Source organism: Halanaerobacter jeridensis (assembly GCF_016908315.1).
Taxonomy (GTDB): Bacteria; Bacillota; Halanaerobiia; order Halobacteroidales; family Halobacteroidaceae; genus Halanaerobacter; species Halanaerobacter jeridensis.
The window spans coordinates 50,591-75,127 of the sequence record NZ_JAFBDQ010000007.1; the positions used below are offsets into that span (position 1 = coordinate 50,591).

General features: G+C 34.7%; 22 protein-coding genes. All 22 read left to right on the forward strand.

Annotated elements, in window-relative coordinates:
- The first annotated feature begins 29 nt into the window (after positions 1-29).
- The 22 genes from rapZ (at position 30) to JOC47_RS08260 (ending at position 24,464) form a co-directional block, all read left to right on the forward strand.
- On the forward strand, positions 30-893 hold the full coding sequence (gene rapZ, locus JOC47_RS08155) for an RNase adapter RapZ (protein WP_204701579.1): 864 nt from the start codon (positions 30-32) through the stop codon (positions 891-893).
- A gap of 16 nt (positions 894-909) precedes the next feature.
- The gene (gene mgfK / locus JOC47_RS08160; RefSeq protein WP_204701580.1) at positions 910-2,205 is read left to right on the forward strand and encodes a gluconeogenesis morphogenetic factor MgfK; all 1,296 of its coding nucleotides are present in this window, start codon (positions 910-912) and stop codon (positions 2,203-2,205) included.
- Positions 2,206-2,220: 15 nt separating this feature from the next.
- Positions 2,221-3,180: a DNA-binding protein WhiA gene (gene whiA / locus JOC47_RS08165; RefSeq protein WP_204701581.1), complete on the forward strand. Its 960-nt coding sequence runs from the start codon at positions 2,221-2,223 to the stop codon at positions 3,178-3,180.
- 248 nt (positions 3,181-3,428) lie between these two features.
- Positions 3,429-4,463, forward strand: coding sequence for a sugar-binding transcriptional regulator (locus JOC47_RS08170; RefSeq protein WP_204701582.1), 1,035 nt, complete (start codon positions 3,429-3,431; stop codon positions 4,461-4,463).
- A gap of 62 nt (positions 4,464-4,525) precedes the next feature.
- Positions 4,526-5,524 (forward strand): type I glyceraldehyde-3-phosphate dehydrogenase, encoded by a 999-nt coding sequence (gene gap / locus JOC47_RS08175; protein ID WP_204701583.1) that lies wholly within the window; start codon positions 4,526-4,528, stop codon positions 5,522-5,524.
- 91 nt (positions 5,525-5,615) lie between these two features.
- Positions 5,616-6,803, forward strand: a complete 1,188-nt coding sequence (locus tag JOC47_RS08180) for a phosphoglycerate kinase (RefSeq protein WP_204701584.1) — start codon at positions 5,616-5,618, stop codon at positions 6,801-6,803.
- A gap of 211 nt (positions 6,804-7,014) precedes the next feature.
- Positions 7,015-7,767 (forward strand): triose-phosphate isomerase, encoded by a 753-nt coding sequence (gene tpiA, locus JOC47_RS08185; protein WP_204701585.1) that lies wholly within the window; start codon positions 7,015-7,017, stop codon positions 7,765-7,767.
- 37 nt (positions 7,768-7,804) lie between these two features.
- Positions 7,805-9,346, forward strand: coding sequence for a 2,3-bisphosphoglycerate-independent phosphoglycerate mutase (gene gpmI / locus JOC47_RS08190; RefSeq protein WP_204701586.1), 1,542 nt, complete (start codon positions 7,805-7,807; stop codon positions 9,344-9,346).
- Between the two features lie 31 nt (positions 9,347-9,377).
- A complete protein-coding gene (gene eno, locus JOC47_RS08195) occupies positions 9,378-10,661 on the forward strand; it encodes a phosphopyruvate hydratase (RefSeq protein WP_204701587.1) in 1,284 nt (427 codons plus the stop codon).
- 183 nt (positions 10,662-10,844) lie between these two features.
- Positions 10,845-11,351: an ECF transporter S component gene (locus JOC47_RS08200; RefSeq protein WP_204701588.1), complete on the forward strand. Its 507-nt coding sequence runs from the start codon at positions 10,845-10,847 to the stop codon at positions 11,349-11,351.
- 113 nt (positions 11,352-11,464) lie between these two features.
- On the forward strand, positions 11,465-12,796 hold the full coding sequence (gene rpoN, locus JOC47_RS08205; protein WP_204701589.1) for an RNA polymerase factor sigma-54: 1,332 nt from the start codon (positions 11,465-11,467) through the stop codon (positions 12,794-12,796).
- A 365-nt stretch (positions 12,797-13,161) separates the two neighbouring features.
- Positions 13,162-13,674 carry a pantetheine-phosphate adenylyltransferase gene (gene coaD / locus JOC47_RS08210; protein ID WP_204701590.1) on the forward strand — a complete coding sequence of 171 codons (513 nt, stop codon included), beginning with the start codon at positions 13,162-13,164 and terminating at the stop codon, positions 13,672-13,674.
- Complete coding sequence (locus JOC47_RS08215) at positions 13,652-14,074, forward strand: MaoC family dehydratase (RefSeq protein ID WP_204701591.1); 423 nt, start codon at positions 13,652-13,654, stop codon at positions 14,072-14,074. Before coaD ends, JOC47_RS08215 begins: the two co-directional genes overlap by 23 nt.
- Positions 14,075-14,104: 30 nt before the next feature.
- Positions 14,105-15,244, forward strand: a complete 1,140-nt coding sequence (locus JOC47_RS08220; RefSeq protein ID WP_204701592.1) for an acyl-CoA dehydrogenase — start codon at positions 14,105-14,107, stop codon at positions 15,242-15,244.
- 23 nt (positions 15,245-15,267) lie between these two features.
- Positions 15,268-16,065: an electron transfer flavoprotein subunit beta/FixA family protein gene (locus tag JOC47_RS08225; protein ID WP_204701593.1), complete on the forward strand. Its 798-nt coding sequence runs from the start codon at positions 15,268-15,270 to the stop codon at positions 16,063-16,065.
- Positions 16,066-16,104: 39 nt separating this feature from the next.
- The gene (locus JOC47_RS08230; protein ID WP_204701594.1) at positions 16,105-17,349 is read left to right on the forward strand and encodes an FAD-binding protein; all 1,245 of its coding nucleotides are present in this window, start codon (positions 16,105-16,107) and stop codon (positions 17,347-17,349) included.
- Positions 17,350-17,913: 564 nt separating this feature from the next.
- Positions 17,914-19,491 (forward strand): acyl CoA:acetate/3-ketoacid CoA transferase, encoded by a 1,578-nt coding sequence (locus JOC47_RS08235; protein WP_204701595.1) that lies wholly within the window; start codon positions 17,914-17,916, stop codon positions 19,489-19,491.
- A 27-nt stretch (positions 19,492-19,518) separates the two neighbouring features.
- A complete protein-coding gene (locus JOC47_RS08240; RefSeq protein WP_204701596.1) occupies positions 19,519-20,874 on the forward strand; it encodes a GntP family permease in 1,356 nt (451 codons plus the stop codon).
- Between the two features lie 52 nt (positions 20,875-20,926).
- A complete protein-coding gene (gene fabG, locus JOC47_RS08245; protein WP_204701597.1) occupies positions 20,927-21,673 on the forward strand; it encodes a 3-oxoacyl-ACP reductase FabG in 747 nt (248 codons plus the stop codon).
- A gap of 119 nt (positions 21,674-21,792) precedes the next feature.
- Entirely contained in the window at positions 21,793-22,971 is a 1,179-nt protein-coding gene (locus JOC47_RS08250) for an acetyl-CoA C-acetyltransferase (protein ID WP_204701598.1), read from the forward strand.
- Positions 22,972-22,983: 12 nt separating this feature from the next.
- Positions 22,984-24,168 (forward strand): thiolase domain-containing protein, encoded by a 1,185-nt coding sequence (locus JOC47_RS08255; RefSeq protein ID WP_204701599.1) that lies wholly within the window; start codon positions 22,984-22,986, stop codon positions 24,166-24,168.
- Between the two features lie 110 nt (positions 24,169-24,278).
- The gene (locus JOC47_RS08260; RefSeq protein WP_204701600.1) at positions 24,279-24,464 is read left to right on the forward strand and encodes a 3-hydroxyacyl-CoA dehydrogenase NAD-binding domain-containing protein; all 186 of its coding nucleotides are present in this window, start codon (positions 24,279-24,281) and stop codon (positions 24,462-24,464) included.
- The last annotated feature ends 73 nt before the right edge of the window (positions 24,465-24,537 follow it).

The following is a 24,537-nucleotide window of genomic DNA, read 5'->3' on the forward strand; positions in this document are numbered from 1 at the left end:
CTAAAAATTAATAAAGAGGTGACAATAAGATGGATAAGAATTTAGATTTTATAATCGTGACCGGAATGTCAGGGGCGGGTAAGTCGGAAGTGATTAAAGGTTTAGAAGATTTAGGCTTCTTTTGTGTTGATAATTTACCTCCAGCTTTGATCTCTAAGTTTGCAGAATTATGTAAACATTCTAGCGGTGAGATAGATAGAGTAGCTGTTGTGATTGATATTCGGGGGCGAGATTTTTTTGACAGTTTATTTGAGGAACTATCTAGTTTAGAATCAGCAGGTTTAGCTTATCGGATTTTATTCTTAGAGGCAGATACTGATGTGTTAATTAACCGCTATAAGAAGACAAGAAGACGACATCCTTTAGCACCAGAAGGTAGAATTTCAGAGGCGATTAATTTAGAGCGAAAAAAATTAGAAGAAATTAGAGGGAAAGCGGATAGAATTATTGATACTACTGACCTTGGCCCTAAAGAATTAAGAAAAGAAGTTAAAGAAAAGTTTGTTAAAGAAGAAAATCAAGAACAACTGACAGTATCAATTTTATCTTTTGGCTTTAAGTATGGTGTTCCTGCTGATGCCGATTTAATGTTTGATGTCCGTTTTTTACCCAATCCTCATTATGTAGATTCGCTGCGTCCATTGACTGGTGATGATCCTCGGGTGCAGGAATATGTTTTGAAATGGCCGATAACTCAGAATTTCAAAAAGAAATTATTTGATTTGATTGAATTTACATTACCCCAATATATTAAAGAAGGTAAAACTCATTTAACAATTGCGATTGGTTGTACAGGTGGTAAACATCGCTCAGTAACTTTGGCTAATAAACTATATCAAGAATTAGATGGGGATTATAATTTATTGCTTGAGCATCGTGATTCTGATAAGTAAAGGGGAGGGGTGTTGTTTGAATAAGTTAAAATGGCTGTATCCGGGTTTGAAGTTTAAAAGATGGTTAGCAATTGTCTTATTAGGTATATTATTAATTAGTACAGGAGTAGCAGTTATAATTAGGTTTGAACCTTTGAGTATGTTAGAAGATGTTTTTGTGAGTTTAATATATTCAATTACAGGGCAGCTTTCTTCGGGGATTAATATCTTTTTAGGAATATTAATTATTGGCTTTGGATTTTATTTAGTTATGTTTGGGATTCGAAAGATGATTAGTTCCGTTTATGATGCTTTATTGCCGGGGCAAGAAGATGGATTAGTAGATATTTTATATCAAAATAGATATCTTAATCGTGGGCCAAAGATTGTTGTTGTGGGTGGTGGAACTGGTTTATCCACTATGCTGCGGGGGATAAAAAAATATACTAGTAATATTACGGCAATTGTGACTGTAGCAGATGATGGAGGTAGTTCTGGAGTTTTACGTGATGAGTTAGATATTTTACCTCCTGGTGATATTCGTAATTGTTTAGTAGCTTTAGCAAATACAGAGCCATTAATGGAAAATTTATTTCAATATCGTTTCGAAGAAGGTGAATTAGAAGGACACAGTTTTGGTAATTTATTTATTGCAACTTTATCTAAAATAACTGGTAATTTTCATCAAGGAGTAAAAAAATCTAGTGATGTATTAGCTATTCGCGGTCAGGTCTTACCTTCAACTTTGCATGATATGAGATTATATGCTACATTAGAAAATGGAGACACAGTAAAAGGAGAATCTAATATCCCTGAAACTGAAGGGAAAATCAAAAAATTATCAATTGACCCGGCTGATTGTGAAGCGCTACCTGAGGCCTTACAAGCTATTAAACAAGCTGATGCTGTGATTTTAGGACCGGGAAGTTTATATACAAGTGTATTACCTAATTTATTAATTGAAAATTTAGCTGAAGAAATAAAAAAGACAGAAGCATTAAAAATTTATGCTTGTAATGTGATGACCCAACCTGGTGAAACTGATGATTATACTGCTAGTGAGCATGTGCAGGCTATTTATAATCATATAGGAGAAAAAATCATTGACTATGTGTTAGTTAATGATGGAGAAGTAGAAGAGGAATTGTTGGAAAAATATGCTGAAGAAGGGTCTTATCCAGTGGAAGTTGACTGGAATCAATTATTAGAGCAAAATTTAGAAATTATTAGCGAAGATTTAATTAATCAAACTGATTTAGTGCGTCATGACCATGATAAATTGGCCCAAGTAATTATGAATTTAATTTTTGCTGAAGAACAAGAAAGGAATTAGAGTAGGTGATAAGTGATGTCATTTAGTAATGAGGTAAAAAAAGAAGTAATTAGAAAAGATAATTCTAATCGCTGCTGTCATTTAGCAGAATTAGCAGCATTAATTAAGATTGAAGGTAGTTTAGAAATAGTAAATGGGAATTTGGCTTTAAAATTAAAGAGTCAAACTGCCTCTGTGGCTAGAAAAATCTATACTTTATTAAAAGAACAGTTTAGTTTTTGGACTGAAATTCGGGTTAGAAAAAAGATGTATCTTGATAAGGGGAATTATTATATTATAAAAGTTCCTCCGCAGGAAGGAATCAAAGAATTGTTGATTGACTGTGGATTAATTAATGAAAGCTATATTTTGAATTATAAGATTAAAGAAGAATTTTTGAATAATGATTGTTGTCGTAAAGCCTATTTGCGGGGCGTATTTTTGGCGGCAGGTTCTATTAGTAACCCTGAGAGTGACTATCACTTAGAAATAGTAGTAGATTATGACGAATATGCTGAAGAACTGCAAAAATTATTTGCAACATTCGAGATTGAGATCAATTTGCGGGTGCGGGGCGAAAAGAATGTGTTGTACTTAAAAGATATAGAAGAAATCTTGAAGGTTTTAAATATAATTGGAGCACACTCCACCTTGTTAGAAGTAGAGAATTTAAGAGTTTATCGAGAAATCAAGAATCAAGTTAATCGTAAAGTTAATTGCGAAACAGCAAATTTAAATAAAACAGTTGAAGCAGCACAGGAACAATTAGAAGCAATTGAACTGATTGACCGATTAAAAGGTCTCGATAGTTTAACTCCCGGCTTAGAAGAAATTGCACATTTGCGACGTGAAAATCCTTATGCAAGTATGAGAGAATTAGGAGAAATGTTAGAACCTTCTCTCTCTAAATCAGGTGTTAATCATCGCTTGCGGAGAATTAAGAAACAGGCTGAAGACTTAAAAGAGGGGCAGAAATTTTTAAAGGATCAAGCATGAACGGTAAGTCATGAGCTATGAGGTAGGTTGTTTTTTGACTCTCAGCGCGAAGATCAGGCCTCATAGCTATTTTATGTTTTTTTAATATTTTTATTTACATTTGAGTCTAAATATCATATAATATAATTGGTGAAAAGTTGAAGGGAAGCCAAAATATAATCCTAATCACTGATACATATTTTTTTAGCCTTTGTGGGACAAATAAATACAACACGGACAAATTTGTCCCGGAAGGAAGAGGGATCAGGATGGAGAATTACTTTAAACTACAGCAGAAGATAGTACCTGAAGTAAGACAATTAGTAGAAGAAAGATATGCTATTTTAAGAGCGGTTAATGGTTTTGAACCAATTGGTCGCCGTTCACTATCTAAAAGGTTAAATTTAAGTGAACGGACAATTCGCAACCATCTTAATTTCTTTAAAGACAAAAAGTATATTACTACTACTAGTAGTGGAGCTAAAATAACTTTTCGAGGAGAAAGAATACTTTCTCAATTAGATGGTTATATTAAAAAACTGAGAGGAACTACTTATTTAGAGGATGAATTAAAAGAAATTCTGCAAGTTGATGTATATGTAGTTCCAGAAGGGTTAAATTATAATCATGGTGCTGAGGGATTAGGTAGGTTTTCTGCTAACTTCTTAACTAGAGCTATTACAGAAGAAAGCATTATTGCTGTGACAGGTGGTTATACTTTATCTACTGTAGCAGAGATGATGTCACCTTTAGAGCAGAGTTTAGATGTAACTGTAGTACCTGCTCGCGGTGGATTAGGAGAAAAGGTTGAAATTCAAGCCAATACGATTGCTGCTGAAATTGCTGATAAATTAGGCGGTAAATATCATTTACTACATATTCCAGATAATTTAAAAGAGGATACAATATCCACGTTAATTAATGAACCATTCATTAAACAAATTCTAGATTTAGCTAGAAATGCTGACTTTTTGATTCAAGGTATTGGTACAGCACAAGTAATGGCTCAAAGACGTGATATGCCTCAACAGCAAATTGAAAAGTTGACTGCTAAAGGGGCTGTAGGAGAAAGTTTTGGTTACTACTTTAATCCTCAAGGAGAAATAGTCTATTCAACTGCTAGTGTAGGATTGAAGCTAGAAAATTTATCAGCTATAGATAAAGTGATTGCTATTGCTGGTGGAGAAGATAAGGCAGAAGCAATTTTATCTGTTGTTTCTAGTCAATACCAGGATGTATTGATCACCGATGAAAGTGCAGCACGTAAGATGATTGAATTGTGTAATAAAGAGTCATCATGCTAACTAAGTAGAAAAATCAATTAACATATATTAAACAAAAAATACTTAAACAGGGGGAATTTGAAATGGCTAAAGTAGCTATTAATGGTTTTGGACGTATTGGAAGAGGATTTTTAAGACTTTTAGAAGGTAGAGGAGTTGAAGATTTAGAAGTTGTTGGAATTAATGATTTAGTAGATGTAGAGAATCTAGCATATTTATTAAGATATGATTCTGTACATGGACAGTTTGATGGAGAGGTAGAAGTTAAAGATGGAAACTTAGTTGTAAATGGCAAAGAAATTGCTATTAGTAAAGTTAAAGATCCTGCAGAATTACCTTGGGATGAGTTAGACGTTGATCTTGTAATTGAATCTACAGGTGTATTCAGATATAAAGAACAATTAGAACAGCATCTAGAAGCTGGAGCAGACAAAGTTCTATTAACTGTACCTGCTAAAGATGAAATTGATGCAGAAATTGTACTAGGTGCTAATGATGATGAATTATCTGATGATGATAAGATCGTTTCTAATGCATCTTGCTCAACTAATGCTTTATCTCCACTAGTTAAAGCATTAAATGATGAGTTCGGATTAAAGCAAGGGATTATTACTACTGTACACGGATATACTGCTAGCCAGTCTGTATTAGACTCTCCAGCAAGCAAAATCAGAAGAGGTAGAACTGCTGCAGAAAATATTATTCCTACTACTACTGGTTCTGCTATTGCTACAACTAGAGTTTTACCTGAATTAGAAGGTAAAATTGACGGAATGGCACTTAGAGTACCTGTACCAGATGGTTCTTGTATTGATGGAGTATTTGCTCTAGAACAAGATGTAACTGTAGAAGAAGTTAATCAAATGTTCAAAGAAAAAGCAGAAGGAGAAATGGAAGGCGTTCTAGGTTATACTGAAGAGCCTCTTGTTTCTCGCGATATCATGGGACAATTTGAGTCTACTAAAGTTGATGGTGACAGTACTATGGTTGTGAATGGAAACATGGTTAAGCTTATTTCTTGGTATGACAATGAATTAAGTTATACTCACCGAGTTATTGATTTAGCTCTTAGAATGGTGTAAGTTGAATTTATAAATTGAAGTTCAGGGCCAAACTTAGTGTTGGCCCTGGATTATTATTGTTTAGATTTAAAAACATACGGAGGTGTAATTAATGGAAAAAAAGACACTTAAAGATGTAGCGGTTAAAGGGAAAAAGGTCTTAGTTCGGGTAGACTTTAATGTACCGGTTGATGATGATGGTAATGTTACTGATGATACGAGAATTGAAGCTGCATTACCAACTATTAATTATTTAAAAGACGAAGGTGCTAAAGTGATTTTAATGGCTCACTTTGGTCGTCCTGGTGGCGAAGTGCAAGAAGACTTACGCTTGGACCCAGTAGCTAAAGCTTTAGCTGAAAGATTAGGTGAAACTGTTACTAAGACAGATGATACTGTAGGTGAAGAAGCTAAAGAAGCTATTGCTAAGTTAAAAGAGGGAAATGTACTATTATTAGAAAACACTAGATTTAATGCTGGTGAAAAGTCTAATGATGAAGAATTTTCTAAGCAATTAGCTGAATTATGCGACGTATATGTTAATGATGCTTTCGGTGCTGCTCATAGAGCTCATGCTTCTACGGCAGGAGTAGCTCAATATGCTCCAGAAGCTGTAGCTGGATTCTTAATGCAGAATGAAATTGAAACTATGAAGCCAGCTGTTGAAGAACCAGCTCAACCTTATGTAGCTATTGTTGGTGGAGCTAAGATTTCTGATAAAATGAGTACTGTAGAGAACTTAATGGGTAAAGCTAAAACTATCTTAATTGGTGGAGGTATGGCCAATACTTTCATTAAAGCTCAAGGTTATGAAGTTGGAGATTCTTTACTTGAAGAAGATCAAATGGACTTAGCTAATGAGTTAGTTGAGAAAGCTGAAGCTAAAGGAGTTGACTTAATCCTACCTATCGATGTAACAGTTGCTGATGATTTTGCTGCTGATGCAAATCATAAAGCAGTTGCTATTGATGAGATTGAGGAAGGATGGCAAGCTCTTGACATTGGCCCTAAGACTATTGAAAAGTTTGCTGATGTTCTAGCAGATGCTAAGACAGTTACTTGGAATGGACCTTTAGGTGTGTTTGAAATGGACGCATTTGCTAAAGGAACTAATGAAGTAGCTAAAGTTTTAGGTAACATTGATGCTACTACTATTGTAGGTGGCGGTGAATCTGCTGCAGCAGTTAAGAAAGCTGGATTAGAAGATGCTGTAACACATATTTCTACTGGTGGTGGAGCTTCTTTACGAGTTATCGAAGGAAAGCCATTACCAGCATTTAATGCATTGAATAACAAGTAGAAACTAAATTTAGTTCAACGAAATTGATATGGTAAAAGTAATAAACTACCACATCACGAACAGTTTTCTGCTTTTTTGAAAACTGGTAGGAATGCATTGAATAGCAAGTAGATAATATATTTCGTTAAGCGAAATTAACTTAATAAATGAACTATAGTTGGTGGTGGCTTAGCTACTACCAACTATAAACTATAATTCGGAGGTGGAGTAAATGAGAACTCCTTTTATGTGTGCTAATTGGAAATTGCATAAAGATGTTGATGAAGCTGTAGAAATGGCAAAGAAATTTAAAGAATTAGTTGCTGACGTTGATGATGTAGAAGCAGGAATTTGTGCTCCAGCAGTTGATTTATATCCATTAAATGAAGTTTTAGCTGATACTGATATTAAATTAGGGTCAGAAAATATGTATCATAAAGAAAGTGGAGCTTATACTGGTGAACTATCTCCACAAATGATTAAATCTGTTGGTTGTGAGTATGCAATTATCGGTCACTCTGAAAGAAGAGAAATTTTTGGAGAAGATGATGCACTACTTAATTTAAAGTTAAAAGCTGCTTTTGAGAATGATATTAAGCCGATCTTATGTATTGGTGAAAAGTTAGAAGAAAGAGAAGCAGATGAGCACTTTGCTAGAGTTAAGTTTCAATTAGAAGCTGACCTATCTGGAATTGAAGCAGAAGATGCTAAAGATATGGTACTTGCTTATGAACCATTATGGGCAATTGGAACTGGCGAAAGTGCTACTCCAGAACAAGCTGAAGAAATGGTAAAATATATTCGAGATACAGTTGCTGAAATGTATGACCAAGATACTGCTGATGCTATTCGTATTCAGTATGGCGGTAGCGTTAAGCCTTGGAATGTAGAAGAAATTATGGAGCAGCCAAATATTGATGGTGCTCTAGTAGGTAGCGCTAGTTTAGAAGCTGAATCTTTCTCTAAAATAGTTAAGTTTAAATAGGACAGTAAATATTCCAGTAAAAAGAGAGGTGTTAGAGATGAATGTACCTAAGCCCTTAGCTTTAATCATACTAGACGGATTTGGATGTAATTCTCGTGAAGAAATGAATGGTGTTAAAGCAGCTGATACTCCTAATTTTGATAAATTATGGGCTGAATATCCTCATACAGAAGTTAGAGCCGCAGGTGAAGCAGTAGGTTTACCTGAAGGCCAAATGGGTAATTCAGAAGTAGGTCATATGAATTTAGGCTCAGGAAGAATTGTTTATCAAGACTTTACTCGCATTAATTTAGCTGTAGAAAATGATGAATTAATTGAAAGAGATGCTATAGCTGAAGCAGTAGAGAATGTGAAAGAAAATGATTCTGCTTTACACCTATTAGGGTTAGTTTCTGATGGAGGAGTACACAGTCATATTAAGCACTTGTTTGGATTTTTAGAAATGGCAGAACGAAAGAACCTTGATGAGGTTTATGTTCATGCTATTTTAGATGGTCGAGATACGCCACCACAAAGTGCTGAAAAATATATTAAAGAATTAGAAGAAAAGATGGATGAATTAGGTGTAGGAGAAATAGCTACTATTGGCGGTCGTTACTATTATATGGACCGTGATAATAATTGGGAGCGAACTGAAAAAGCATATAATACTATGTGCTTTGGTGAAGGAAATGAATCTGAAGCTGCATTAGATGCAATTACAAATTCTTATGATGATGATGCTACTGATGAATTTGTAGAACCAACTGTTATTACTAAAGATGGTAATCCGGTTGCAAATGTAGCTACTGATGATTCAGTAATCTTCTTTAACTTCAGATCTGATAGAGCTCGTCAATTAACTAGAGCTTTAAATGATATTGAATTCAATGGTTTCGATAGACAGGAAGGATACCCAGAACCTGAAGTTGTCTGTATGACAGAATATGATGAGACTATTGATGCTCCTGTGGCTTTTCCACCGACTGACTTAGAAAATGTTCTAAGTAAGGTTTTAGCTGATAATACTAAGACTCAGCTTAGAATTGCAGAAACAGAAAAATACGCTCATGTAACTTTCTTCTTTAATGGTGGAAAAGAAAAGGCCTATTCAGGTGAGGATCGAGAAATTATTCCTTCCCCTGATGTAGCAACTTATGATATGAAACCAGAAATGAGCGCTTATGAAGTGAAGGATGAAGTAGTTAATAGAATTGAAAGTGATAAGTATGATGTTATAGTCTTAAACTATGCTAATCCAGATATGGTAGGACATACTGGAGACTTTGATGCTGTAGTAGAAGCTTTAGAAGCAGTGGATGAGTGCTTAGGAGAGACTATTGAAGCTATTCAAGAACAAGGTGGAGCAGCGTTAGTAACTGCTGACCACGGTAATAGTGAGCAGATGAAAGATTATGAGACAGGTGAACCATTTACTGCTCATACATCTAATTTAGTACCGTTGATTTATGTGAATGACGAAGATAAAGATGCGGAATTAATTGAAAATGGTAAGTTAGCTGATTTTGCGCCAACTATTTTAGACTTGTTGGGCATTGAAGCTCCAGAAGAGATGACTGGAGATAACTTGATTAAATAAAACAAAAATAATTTAGGAGGGGTTTATAAAAATGGAAGCTATTATTGAAGATGTAATTGCGAGAGAGATTCTTGATTCAAGAGGTAATCCAACTGTTGAGGTAGACGTTTATGCTGGAGGTTATAGAGGAAGAGCAGCAGTACCATCTGGTGCATCTACTGGTGAATATGAAGCAATTGAACTAAGAGATGGAGATGAAGATCGTTATCGAGGTAAAGGTGTATTAGATGCTGTAGACCACATTAACGAAGACATTGCTCCAGAACTTATTGGTATGGATGCTAGTCGTCAGGTAGCTATTGATAGAATTATGATCGAATTAGACGGTAGCGAAGATAAAGGTAACTTTGGAGCTAATGCTCTATTAGGTGTTTCTATGGCAGTAGCTAAAGCAGCTGCTAAAACTTGCGGTCTGCCATTATATCAATACTTAGGTGGAACAAATGCTAAAGAACTTCCTACTCCAATGATGAATATCTTAAATGGTGGAGAGCACGCTGATTCTGCTGTAGATATCCAAGAATTCATGGTAATGCCAGTTGGATTCGACAATTATAGTCGAGCACTACAAGCTGGTTCTGAGATTTTCCATGCTCTACAAGATATTCTTGCAGAAAGAGGAGATGTAACTGCAGTAGGTAATGAAGGTGGATTTGCTCCTCGAGATATCGACGGAACAGAAGAAGCTTTAGAATTAATTGTAGATGCAATTGAAGATGCTGGTTATACTCCAGGTAAAGATATTAAGCTAGCTCTTGATGCTGCTGCAACTGAATTCTATGAAGATGGAAAGTATAACTTCAAGCGTGAAGGTGCAGTAAGAACTAGTGAAGAAATGGTTGACTTCTATGCTGACTTAGTAGAAGAATATCCAATTATCTCTATTGAAGATGGATTAGACGAAGATGATTGGGAAGGTTGGGTTAAGTTAACTGAAGAATTAGGAGATGAAGTTCAAATCGTTGGTGACGATTTATATGTAACTAATACTAAGCGTCTAGCTAAAGGTATTGAAATGGGAGCAAGTAACTCTATCCTAATTAAGTTAAATCAGATTGGTACAGTAACAGAAACTATGGATGCAATTGAATTAGCTAAAAGAAATAATATGACTGCAGTTGTATCTCATAGATCTGGTGAAACTTCTGATGATACTATTTCTGACTTAGTTGTTGCTACAAATGCTGGCCAGATCAAGACAGGATCTGCTTCTAGATCTGATCGTATGGCTAAGTATAATCAATTAATCAGAATTGAAGAAGACTTAGCTATGGACGGACAGTATAACGGATTAGACAATTTCTATAACTTATAATTTAAATTCTTGAATATATTTATTTAGTCGGGTGCAGAGTAATCTGTATCCGGCTTTTTTTAATTAAAATTGATATATCTTGTGATATAATGTAAAATAAATTTAAAAGTGATTATAAAATCTGATATAATTAGATTAGAATAAGTAAATATAATTAAAAAATTAATTAGAGGAGAGGTTAGAATGAATTATAATAGTCGATGGCTGATTAAATTGGTAGTATTATTAAGTTTAAGTTTGCTTACTCAAGTTTTAGGTCTTTCTTATATTGCTTCTATTTTATTAAATATGTTCTTATTTGCTTCTGCTTTATTAGTAGGGACAGTTGGAGGAGTTTTGATTGGAGGTTTAACTCCTGTGATTGCTATTAGTATAGGATTGTTACCTAGTGGATTATTACCTTTACTTCCATTTGTTATTGGAGGTAATATAGCGTTAGTAGTAATTTATAATTATTTAGGTCAAAAAGGGAAGTTATTAGCGATGGGGATAGCGTCATTTATTAGATTTACTATTTTATCTTCTGGAGTTAGATATTTATCAAACTTGCCTAAAGAAATTTCTAATATGATGCAGGTATCACAATTAGCTACTGCTTTAGCTGGTGGATTGTTATCTTTACTATTAATAGTTTTAATTGTTAAAATAGATAATGACTACTTAAGATTAATTCCTAATCAACAAACTTAACCTACCTGAATTAAAGATTAAGCAGAACTTGTTAAAGAATATATTTTAACCTTGATTAATAGCTGTAATATTAATTATACTTTTATTAGAAAGTTGAAGTGGGGGGTGAGCAAATGCAATTACAACAGAATTTAGCTCCACAGCAGAAACAAGAACAAGTTCAAAAACAGAAATTAGTTATGACCCCGAAATTGAGACAATCGATTGGGTTATTACAATTATCTACTTTAGATTTACAAGATTATATAAATGATAAGCTAATGGATAACCCATTATTAGAATTAGAAGAAGAATATAGTTCTACAGATAATGAGAGCTATAATTCTCAGAATGATGATTATAATTATGAAAATTTTGTAGCTGAAAAATTGAGTTTAAATGATTTTTTACTGCAGCAGTTACATTTAATAACTGCTAATAAGCGAGAAGAAAAAATTGGAGAACAGATCATTGGTAGTTTGGATGAGTATGGTTTTTTTAATGATCTAGAGGTAGTAAGCCAAGACTTAGGTGTAGAAAAAGAGGAAGTAAAAAAAGTTTTGGAAAAAATAAAAGAGATAGCTCCAACTGGAATTGCTACTTCAGGATTTAAAGAAGCATTGATAGCTGAACTAAAGAAATATAGTGATAATTATAGTGCAGAAAAGATCGAGTTAGCTGAAAAAATAATTCAAGATCATTTAGAAGATTTGAAAAATAATAAAATTAAAAAAATAGCTAAGTCACTTAAAGTTAAGCCATTAGTAATTCAAGAATTAGGAGATTTAATTAATGTTTTAAATCCTATTCCAAGATCAAAATATAATGATGAAGCTGCTAGTAATTATTTACAGCCTGATATTATCGTAGAAGAACATGCTAATAACTACGATATAGTTATGACTGAAGAAAGTTTCCCTACTCTTAGGATTAATGCTAAATATAAAAGATTATTAAAAGAGCGCGAAACTAAAGAAATACAAGATTACTTAGCAGAAAAATTAGATTCTGCTTTATGGTTGATTAAAAGTATTGAACAGCGAAGAAGAACAATTTATAGTATAGTAGAAGAAATTATAGAACAGCAGGCTGAATTTTTTCAGTCAGGGATTAAAAAAATACAGCCTTTATCAATGGCGGAAGTTGCAGAGGAAATAGACAAGCATGAATCAACAGTCAGTCGAGCCACTGATAATAAAAATATACAAACTGATTATGGGATATTCCCTTTGAAATTCTTCTTTAGTGAAGGAATTAAATGTGGAAATCGGGAAGTTTCAGTCACTAGTATTAAGGAGTATTTAAAAGATATCATTAAAAATGAAGATAAAAAGCAACCTTTAAGTGATAGTAAATTAGCTAAGAAATTAAAAGAATGTGGTATATCAATATCTCGTCGTACAGTTGCTAAATACAGAAAAGAATTAAAAATCCCTTCTTCTAGAAAGAGAAAGAGATATAATTAACCCTTTGTAGTATTCTATCTACACTTCGGTGTTAAAAATGTATATTTTAGACTACATTTAAATTATAAGTGGATATAACTTAAATTATTATTTTAAAAGTAGAAAAAAATCAAAAAAGATTTCAATCATTAAATTCAATTTTAAGATCCCTTAATTATAAGGGATAAAGAGGATGATTGAGTCAAATAAGTAGTTATAATGGCCCCTTAAAAGTAGGGGTTATAATTATTTTTTGGGGATATAAAGTACTTTGGTATGATACTTGCATTATTATATAAGTGAAAATAATAACAAATTATTTTAGTAATACACATTTTGCTATGATACATGATGAATGAGTTTTTATCAAGGGGAGGAGATGGAAAATGGAAAGAGCAGTCTATCCTGGGACTTTTGATCCAATCACTAATGGTCATTTAGATATAATAGAGAGGGCAGGGAAATTTGTAGATGAGTTGATAATTGCTGTCTGTGTAAATACCAATAAAAAGCCTTTATTTAAAATTCAAAAACGGGCTGCAATGGTTAAAGAAAATGTAGATTTAGATAATGTAAAGGTAAAAATCTGTCGCGGTCTATTAACTGATTTTTTAAAAGAAGAAAATGCCAAATTGATTATTAGGGGTTTACGTGCTATATCTGATTTTGAAGATGAGTTTCAAATGGCCTTAATGAATAAAAAGTTAGACCCTGAGATAGAAACTCTTATGCTAGTTTCTAAACCAAAATATAATTATTTAAGCTCTAGTTTGATGAAAGAAATATCAGAGTTTGATGGTTGTGTCAAAGGTTTAGTTCCTGAAAATGTGAGACAAGAATTACAAGATAAACAAATTAATCCAAGGGGGAATTCAAATGGAGAGAGGAAGTACAATTAAAGAATTAGAGGTAGGTCAGCAGGCTAGTTTTTCTAAAACTATCACTGAAGCTGATGTGGTGAATTATGCTGGTACGACAGGAGATTTTAACCCGGCTCATGTAAACGAAGAGTTTGCTAAAGACACAATGTTTAAAGGTAGAATTGCTCATGGGATGTTGGGAGCAGGTTTGATTTCTGCTGTCTTAGGTACTAAATTACCAGGACCAGGAGCAATCTATATTTCTCAAGATTTAAGTTTTAGGGCTCCAGTTAATTTTGGAGATACAGTTACAGCTACAGTAGAAGTTGTAGATAAAAATGAAGAGAAGAATCGGGTAGTAATGAAAACAGTTTGTACTAATCAAGATGATAAAGAGATTATTGTTGGAGAAGCTGTTTTGATGCCACCTAAAGAATAAATAGATTATTACTAAAAAGGAGGATTAGAAATGGATTTTGAATTAACAGATCAACAAAAGATGATTAAGAAAGTGGTTAGTGATTTTGCAGAGAAAGAAGTAGAACCAATTGCTGCTGAGATTGATGAGACTTGTGAATTTCCTTACGAGAATGTAGAGAAGATGGGTGAAGCTCATATGTTAGGGATTCCAGTACCTCAAGAATATGGTGGCGCTGGAGCTGATACATTAAGTTATGCGATTACAGTTGAAGAACTATCAAAAGCATGTGGAACTCATGGTATCATTTGTTCCGCTCATACGTCCTTAGCTTGTGATCCATTAGTGAAATATGGCACAAAAGAACAGAAAGAAAAGTATTTAAAGCCATTAGCTAAAGGAGAATTACTGGGGGCTTATGCTTTAACTGAACCTAATGCTGGTACAGATGCTGCTAGTCAAAAGACAACTGCTAAATTAGATGGTGATGAATATGTGTTAAATGGGAACAAAATATTTATTACTAATGCAGGTGCAGCTGATGTATTTATTGTATTTGCAATGACTGATAAAAGTAAAGGAACAAGAGGAATTAGTGGTTTCATAGTGGAAGCTGATACACCTGGATTTACTCTAGGTAAAAAAGAGGATAAGATGGGAATTAATGCTTCAGATACGAGAGAACTTATTTTTGATGACTGCCGGGTACCGAAAGAAAATTTACTAGGTGAAGAAGGTAAAGGCTTTAAGATTGCAATGGGTACTTTAGATGGTGGAAGAATTGGAGTTGCTGCCCAAGCTTTAGGAATTGCCCAAAGAGCTTTAGATGAAACTGTACAATATGTTAAAGAAAGAGAACAGTTTAATCGAGCAATTAGTAAGTTCCAAAATACTCAATTTAAAATAGCTGAAATGGAAACCAAAATTCAAGCGGCTAGAAGTTTGGTTTATCAAGCAGCTTTTGCTAAAGACCAAGGTGGAAGCTTTTCTAAAGAGGCAGCAATGGCTAAGTATTATGCTTCTGATGTAGCAATGGAAGTAACTAGAGAAGCTATTCAACTGCATGGTGGATATGGATATATGAAAGAATATCCAATCGAGAGATTATTTAGAGATGCTAAGATTACAGAGATTTATGAAGGAACTACTGAAGTACAAAAGATGGTTATTGGTGGGTCATTATTAAGATAAAAGATCTAAAGGGGGTAAATGAAATGGATATTGTAGTATGTGTTAAACAAGTTCCGGATACAAATGAAGTTAAGATAGATCCAGAAGAAGGTACATTAATTCGAGAAGGTGTACCAAGTATTATAAATCCAGAAGATAAGAATGGTATTGAAGAGGCTTTAAAATTAAAAGAAGAATTTGGAGGAACAGTTACAGTACTTAGTATGGGTCCTCCGCAAGCAGAAAAGGCTCTTAAGGAAGCATTAGCTATGGGAGCAGATGAGGCTATTTTGTTAAGTGATAAGGCTTTTGCAGGGTCTGATACTTTGGCAACTTCTTATATTTTAAGTTGTGCGATTGAACAATTAGATGATTTTGATATGATCTTTTGCGGTCGACAAGCGATTGATGGTGATACGGCGCAGGTTGGATCACAGATTGCAGAAAATTTAGGGATTCCCCAAGTTACTTATGTAGAAGATGTTAAAGTGGAAGACAATACAGTAGAGGTTAAACGGCGTTTAGAAGATGGATATAGTGTTCTTGAAACTTCTTTGCCAGTATTATTAACAGTGCTTGGAGAAGTTAATGAACCACGCTATCCTTCAATTAAAGGTATTGTAGATGCTCATAGTGGGGAAACAGAAGTTAAGAAATGGGGAGCTAATAAATTAGGTGATGTAGACCAGAGTAAATTTGGTTTAAGTGGCTCACCAACTCAAGTTCATGATACTTTTGTACCAACACATGAGAAAAAAGCTGAAATTTTATCTGGAACTCCAGAAGAAAAAGCGCATAAATTAATCGATAAATTAAAAGAAGAGAAAGTAGTTAGTAAATAACAAGTCTGAACATTTGAAATAACTGGAGGAGGTAGGCAAATGTTAAAAATTGATAAGGAAACATGTACGGGTTGTGGGATTTGTGTTGATGAATGTCCTTATGACGCGCTAAGATTAAAAGATAATGTGGCTGTAGTTGATATGGATAAATGTACTTTATGTGGAGTTTGTGTAGATGTCTGTCCAGTGGATGCAATTGAAATTGAGGCGGCTTCTTCACACGGGAAGATGAATTTAGATGAATATGAAGGAGTTTGGGTTTTAGCAGAACAACGAGAAAATAAATTATTAGATGTATCAGCAGAATTAGTCAGTGAGGCTAGAAAATTAGCTGATAAATTGGATGAAGATGTTTCAGCAGTGTTAGTAGGAGAAGATGTTAAGGATGAAGCTGAAGAATTGATTGCTTATGGTGCAGATCATGTTTATGTTATTGAAGATGAAGAGTTAAAAGATTATCGGACTGAGTCTTATGCTCATGTCATTTCTGAATTGATTGAGCATTATAAACCAGAAATTGTATTATTAGGTGCTACTCATAATGGTCGTGATTTAGGACCTAGATTATCTACTAGATTACAAACTGGTTTAACAGCTGACTGTACTCAGTTAGATATAGATGATGAAGAAGGTATTTTGCTGCAGACAAGACCGGCTTTTGGTGGTAATTTAATGGCGACTATTATTTGTTCTAATCATCGACCACAGATGTCTACAGTGCGACCAGGAGTAATGGAAAAAGCAGAACCTGATTATGATAGAGTGGGAGATGTAACTGAAGTTCAAGCTGATTTAGGAGAAGAAACAGAATCAGAAGTAAAAAGAAAAATAGTAGAAATTAGTTCTCATTTGCATGATGCTGATATTTTTACTAAAATTAAAGACATTGTAAAAGAGGCTAGTGCTAGTGTTAACTTAGAAGATGCTGATATAATTGTTTCTGGTGGTCGTGGAGTAGGTAGCCCTGAAGGCTTTGCAGTGATTGAAGAATTAGCAGAGGTTTTAGGAGGCGAAGTTGGTGCTTCAAGAGCAGTAGTAGATGAAGGCTGGATTGACCAAGAACACCAAGTAGGTCAGACTGGTAAGAATGTGCAACCGCGATTGTATATAGCTTGTGGAATTTCTGGAGCTATTCAGCACCGGGCAGGAATGGAAACTTCTGATTATATTATAGCGATCAATACAGATGAAGAAGCAGATATATTCAATATTTGTGACTATGGTATTGTAGGAGACCTACATGAAATAGTTCCATTATTGACTGAAGGATTTTCTCAAGAATAGTAAATGATTATAAGCTTGGCTGGAGTTATTTCAGCCAAGCTTGATCTACACTATGTAGTTTTAACACTACACGATGTAGATGATAATATACAAAAGTGTAAAAAATCTAATTTAAAGTAGTATTAAGTTGAATTAAAAAATTGGGAAAATAGTTTTTTAAATCGAATAATCCCTGCTATAATAGGGAATAAGAAAAAAATATTAATTATTTTGTCAGAATATTTGTCTTTTGGCATGAAAGTTGCATTATTATTTTAGTGGAAGATAGCTATCCTATAATAACTTTTCTATAATCTAGCTATCCACACTTATATAACCTACATAATTTTATAACCTTCATAAAGTTTCATAATTCTTTCTTTTACATTCATGCATTATATTATAATTTCCAATAATTTGTGATAAGCCTATAATAAAACTAATTTTCCCAACACAATTAAACTATATCAACATAAGAACATAAGTTTCTGGAATTTGTTGGATGAGGAGGGGTAAGTAAATCGAGAAAAAATTTCAGAATATTTTTAATATTAAAAAAACAATACTCTAACAGGGGGTTAGAATATGGCAAAAGATAAAGTTTTTGAACTAGAAGAAGCACTAGAACTGATTGAAGATGAGATGACTATTGCTACGGGAGGTTTCGTTGGTTTTGGCCATCCTGAGCAGTTGACTGCAGGATTAGAAGATAAATTTTTAGAAACAGGTGCACCGCAAGATCTAACTTTAGTTTATGCAGCAGGACAAGGTGATGGGCAGGATCGGGGTTTGAATCATTTGGCTCATGAAGATCTACTTAAACGTGTTGTTGGTGGACATTGGGGTTTAGCTCCTAAATTAGGTAAGTTAGCAAATGAAAATAAGATTGAAGCTTATAATCTGCCGCAGGGTGTTATTAGTCATATGTTTAGAGATACTGCAGCAGATAGACCAGGAACTATTACTAATGTTGGATTGAAAACTCTAGCTGACCCAAGAGTGCAGGGTGGAAAATTAAATGATGTTACGGATGAAGATATAGTTGATTTAATGGAAATTGACGGAGAAGAATACTTAAAGTATAATACTTTCCCAATTGATATTGCTTTAATTAGAGGTACTACTGCTGATGAAAAAGGAAATATTTCTATGGAAAAGGAAGCTATGCCGTTAGAAACTCTTCCTTTAGCTCAAGCAGTTAAGAACTCAGGTGGAAAAGTAATTGTGCAAGTAGAAAGAGTAGCTGAAGCGGGAAGTCTGGACCCTAAATCAGTTACAGTACCAGGAATTTTAGTTGATGCAGTAGTCGTTAATGATGACCCAGAACAACATATGCAGTCCTTTGCTGAACAATATAATCCAGCTTATACTGGAGAAACTAGAGTACCATTAGGTTCTTTAGAACCGTTAGAATTAAATGAACGGAAAGTAATTGCTCGACGAGCAGCAATGGAATTAGTACCGGATGCTATTGTTAATCTAGGAATCGGAATGCCCGAAGGAGTTGCTTCTGTAGCTTCAGAAGAAGATGCTAGTGATGAAATGAATTTAACTGTAGAGGCTGGTCCAATCGGCGGAATTCCAGCTGGCGGTTTGAGTTTTGGAGCATCTACTAATCCGGAAGCAATAGTTGACCAACCTTATCAGTTTGACTTTTATGATGGCGGCGGTTTAGATGTAGCGTTTTTAGGATTAGCTCAAGCAGATAAAATTGGTAATGTGAATGTCAGTAAGTTTGGCCCTAAGATTGCTGGTGTAGGTGGATTTGTTAATATTACTCAAAATGCTAAAAAGGTAGTTTATTGTGGTACCTTTACAGCTAGCGGTTTAGAGGTTGAAGTTGAAGGTGGAGAATTAAATATTGCTAATGAAGGCGATATAAATAAATTCTTAGATGAGGTTGAACAGATATCATTTAGTGGTGAATATGCTGTAGAAAAAGGTCAAGAAGTACTTTATATTACTGAAAGAGCTGTATTTGAATTAGCTGATGAAGGTCTTGTTCTGAAAGAAATTGCACCAGGGGTTGACCTAGAAGAAGATATTATTGATCAGATGGGATTTGAACCAACTATCGCAGATGATCTACAAGAGATGGACCAAAGAATATTTACTAAAGGATTAATGGATCTAGAATCAGATATTGAATTAAATAGACAATAAATATAAAAAAACTTAGGAGGGGAAAATATGTTAGGAGTACTTGCGATTATTGCTACTTTAATAGCGTTAATGTATTTTGCATATAAAGGAGTCAGTGTGCTTGTTTTAGCACCAATTTTAGGTATGACAGCGGCTTTGGTGGCTGGTGAAGCACCTCCTTTACATGCGTTATCTACACAGTTCATGCCGGCAGCAGCGGGATATATTCAAAGTTATTTCCCAGTGTTTTTGGCTGGTGCGATTTTTGGTAAGTTGATGGGAGTTTCTGGAGCTGCTACTGCAATAGCTGACTTTGTAGCAGAAAAGTTTGGCCCAGAAAGAGCGATTGCAGCGATAGTAGTAGCGACAGCGTTATTGACTTATGGTGGTGTTTCTTTATTCGTAGTTGTATTTGCGATGTATCCAATTGGTGCATCTTTATTAAAGAAAGCAGATATTCCAAAGCGGCTATTACCGGGAGCCATTGCTTTAGGTGCCTTTACTTTTACAATGACAGCTTTACCTGGTTCTCCGCAGTATATTAATACGATGCCAACGGTTTATTTTGATACCGATATATATGCAGCACCTATTTTAGGTATAATTGCTGCAGCAATTATGTTCTTTGGTGGTGTTACTTACCTTAACTATAGAGCTGATAAATTAAGAGCTGAAGGTGAAGGATATGGCGATCATGATGAAGGAGATTTACATGAAGAAGACGACAATATCCCAAGCTTCGGAATTGCTATCAGCCCAATTATTATTGTATTTATCTTGAACTTTGCTTTAGCTAATTGGTGGTTTAAGCGTCCATCTGTAATTGATAAGTATAAGTCAGTCGGTGGTTCTATTAATGGTACTTGGCCTGTAATTGTGGCGTTATCTGTAGCGGTAGTATTTGTGCTATTAGCTATGAAGAAGAATATTCCAAACAGAAATCAAGAAGTGTTTGATGGTTCAGTTGGAGCTTTACTACCGATCTTTAACACTGCTTCTGAGGTAGGTTATGGTGGAGTAATTAAGTCATTATCTGCATTCTCTACAGTAAAAAGTGGAGTAGTTAATATGGCAATTCCATCTATCTTTAAAGTTGGATTCTCAACTACTTTATTAGCAGGTATTGTTGGTTCTTCTTCTGGTGGTACAGCAATTGCATTAGAAGTTTTATCTGAAGACTTTCTAGCAATGGGAATTCCAGGGGAAGTACTACACAGAGTTATGATTGTAGCTGCGGGTGGTTTAGATAGTCTACCACACTGTGGAGCAGTAATTACACTATTATCTGTATGTCACTTAACTCATAAAGAAAGTTATAAAGATATTGCAGTTAATACAATTGGATTACCTATTATTGCAGCATTAGTAATTTCTGTATTCTACCTAACAACTGGTATTTACTAAGATTAGATTGAAAATAAATTTTAAGAGCTAAAAAACTATAGGAGGGAAAAATATGAGATTAAAAGGTAAAGTAGCAATTGTAACAGGTGCAGCACAAGGAATTGGAGCTAAAACTGCTAAGGTTTTTGCTGAAGAAGGCGCTAAAGTAGTTGTTGCAGATTATGATGCTGAAGGTGGTAAAGAAACTGCTGAAGCAATCAAAGATACTGGTGCTGAAGCTATGTTTGTACAAGTTGATGTTTCCAGTTTAGATGCTGCTCGAGATATGGTTGATGAAACTGTAAAAGAGTATGGACGTCTAGATATTTTAGTTAATAATGCTGGAGTTACTGCTGATACTCTATTAACAAAAATGACTGAAGAACAGTGGGACAAAGTAATTGACGTTAACTTAAAAGGTGTCTTTAACTGTGCTAAGCCAGCTACTGAACAGATGCTAGATCAAGATTCTGGTGGAGTAATTCTAAATGCTTCTTCTGTAGTTGGATTATATGGAAATGTAGGACAAACTAATTATGCTGCTACTAAATTTGGAGTTATTGGTTTGACAAAGACTTGGTCTAAAGAATTAGGTCCAAAAGGCATTAGAGTTAATGCTGTAGCGCCAGGATTTGTAGAAACTCCAATGACTGATGCAGTTCCAGATAAAGTATTGGACAAGATGGCAAATCAGACGCCATTAAAAAGATTAGGCGACCCAGAAGATATTGCTAAAGCATATCTATACTTAGCTTCTGATGAAGCTAAATATGTTAATGGTGAAGTTTTAAGTGTTGATGGGGGATTAGTTTTAAGCTAATTTAATATAAAAGATTATAAGTAGCAGTTCCCGAAGATTTTATGCTTCGGGACTGCTTATTTAATTTAAGAGTTCTAATAATTTAAATATCTATATATAAAACCAGGGGGTTATGAAAAATGGAAGAGATTGTTATAGCTAGTGCATTAAGAACACCGATTGGAAGTTTTGGTGGTGCTTTTAAGAAAGTTTCAGCTGTTGATTTAGGAGCTACTACAATTAAGGCAGTTTTAGAAGATGCAGGAGTCGAAGGTGCAGATATAGATGAAGTGATTTTAGGTAATGTATTACAAGCTGGTCAAGGTCAAAACCCTGCTCGTCAAGCGGCAATAGAAGCAGGTATTCCAGAGACAGTTCCAGCAATGACAATTAATAAAGTTTGTGGTTCTGGATTAAAATCTGTTAACTTAGCTGCTCAGGCAATTAAAGCTGGTGATGGAGAAGTATTTGTAGTTGGTGGTATGGAAAATATGAGTCAAGCCCCATATGTACAACAAAATGCTCGTTGGGGAGAAAAAATGGGCAACGGAGAATTAGTTGATGAGATGATTAAAGACGGTTTATGGTGTGCATTTAATGATTATCATATGGGAATTACTGCTGAAAATATTGCTGAACAGTGGGACCTTAGTCGTGAAGCCCAAGATGAATTTGCTGCTACTAGTCAACAGAGAGCAGAGCAAGCAATGAAAGAAGATAAATTTGCTGATGAGATAGTGCCTGTTGAAGTACCACAGCGTAAAGGGGATCCTGAAGTTGTAGATAAAGATGAACATCCTCGTAGTGGAGTAACTGCTGAAGGATTAAGTAATTTAAGACCTGCCTTTAAAAAAGATGGAACGGTAACAGCAGGTAATGCTTCAGGAATTAATGATGGAGCAGCAGCAGTTTTAGTAATGACTAAATCTAAAGCAGAAGAATTAGGAGTTGAACCATTAGCTACTATTATCTCTTATGCATCTGCCGGAGTAGACCCAGCAATTATGGGTACAGGTCCAATTCCAGCTACGAGAAAAGCAATGGATAAATTGGATTTAACTATTGATGATTTAGATTTGATTGAAGCAAATGAAGCTTTTGCTTCTCAATCTTTAGCTGTAGTCGAAGAATTAGGATTAGATACTGATATAGTGAATGTTAATGGTGGGGCGATTGCTCTAGGTCATCCAATTGGTGCTAGTGGAGCAAGAATTTTAATTACTTTACTACATGAAATGAAGAAACGTGATTCCAAACATGGTTTAGCTACACTATGTATTGGTGGTGGACAAGGAGCTGCAACTGTAGTCAAAAGATAGGGAGGCTAAAATATGAGCGTTAGTGTTATTGGAACTTATCATTCTAAAGTTGGTAATTTAGATAAAGATTTATATGAATTAATAGAAGAAGTCGGTCAAGGTGTCTTAGAAGATGCACCAGTAGAGGCAGCAGATATTGGTCAGGTCTTTGTTGGTAATTATAGTAGTGGCGGTTTTAATAATCAGGAACATTTAGCACCTTATACAGTCAATATTGACCCAGACTTGAGATTTACTCCTGCTACTAAATTTGAGAATGCCTGTGCTTCAGGCTCAGCAGCAATTGAAGCAGCAGTTGATGCTTTAGAAGCAGGTAAGATTGACTATGCTTTAGTATTGGGTGCTGAAAAGATGACTAGTTTAGATACTAAAGGGGTAACAAAAACTTTAGGTATGGCCTCTTATTGGCCTACAGAAGGTTCAGAAGGTATGACTTTCCCTGGTCTATTTGCTGAATTTGCTAAGGGGTATCGAGAAAGATATGATCTCTCAGATGAAGAGCTAAGTGAAATTTTAGCAAAGATCGCTGCTAAAAACTACAACAATGCTCTAGCTAATCCATTAGCTCAGATGCCGATGGACTGTACGTATCAAGATATCTTAGACTTGCCTGATGAAAAAAATCCTGTGGTTGCTCCTCCATTGAGATTAAATGACTGCTCATTAGTATCTGATGGAGCTGCAGCTTTAGTCTTGACTAGAACAGAAGAAGCTAAAGGATTAACAGATGAAGTAGTAGAAATATCTTCATTGGTTCATACTACAGATTATTTAGAAATTGCTAAACGTTCTAACTCTGAATTTGTAGCAGGTAAGAAAGCAGTTGAACAAGCCTATCAAGAAGCGGGAATTACTGTTGATGATCTTGATTTTGCTGAAGTTCATGACTGTTTTACAATTGCTGAATTGCTAGCTTATGAAACTTTAGGTTTAGCAGATGATGGTGAAGGAGCTAAGCTCTTAGATGATGGAACAGTTGACCTTGATGGTGAACTGCCGATTAATGCTTCAGGAGGATTAAAAGCCAAAGGCCATCCTGTTGGTGCTACGGGAGTTTCCATGGCAGTTTTAGCAGCTAGACAGCTACTAAATAACTCTATTGGAAATCAAATTGAAGGTGCCGAAACCGGAATGACATTTAATATCGGTGGTAGTGCCGCTAGTAATTATGCGTTGGTATTTAAAAAATTAAAATAAATATTTTCCAAACAGGCTAATTTAATTCTATTAAGTTAGCCTGTTTGATTTTATTAGATAATAATACTTGCTAAAAAGTGGTGGTCTTTTTAATTTTAGGGGGACTAAAAATGGAGAAAATAGCAGTTTTAGGGGCAGGGACAATGGGGGCTGGAATTGCACAACTAATAGCTCAGTCTGGCTATGAAGTTTATCTGCGAGATATTAAAGAAGATTATGTAGAAGAGGGATTAGAAAAGATAAAAAATAGCCTAGACTATTTAGTGGAAAAGGAAAAGTTAGAGCAGAGGAATTAGGTCGTAAAAGTGGGCAAGGATTTTTTGATTATAGTTAATTTAGATAGATGATAGTCAGACTATGATTGTTATT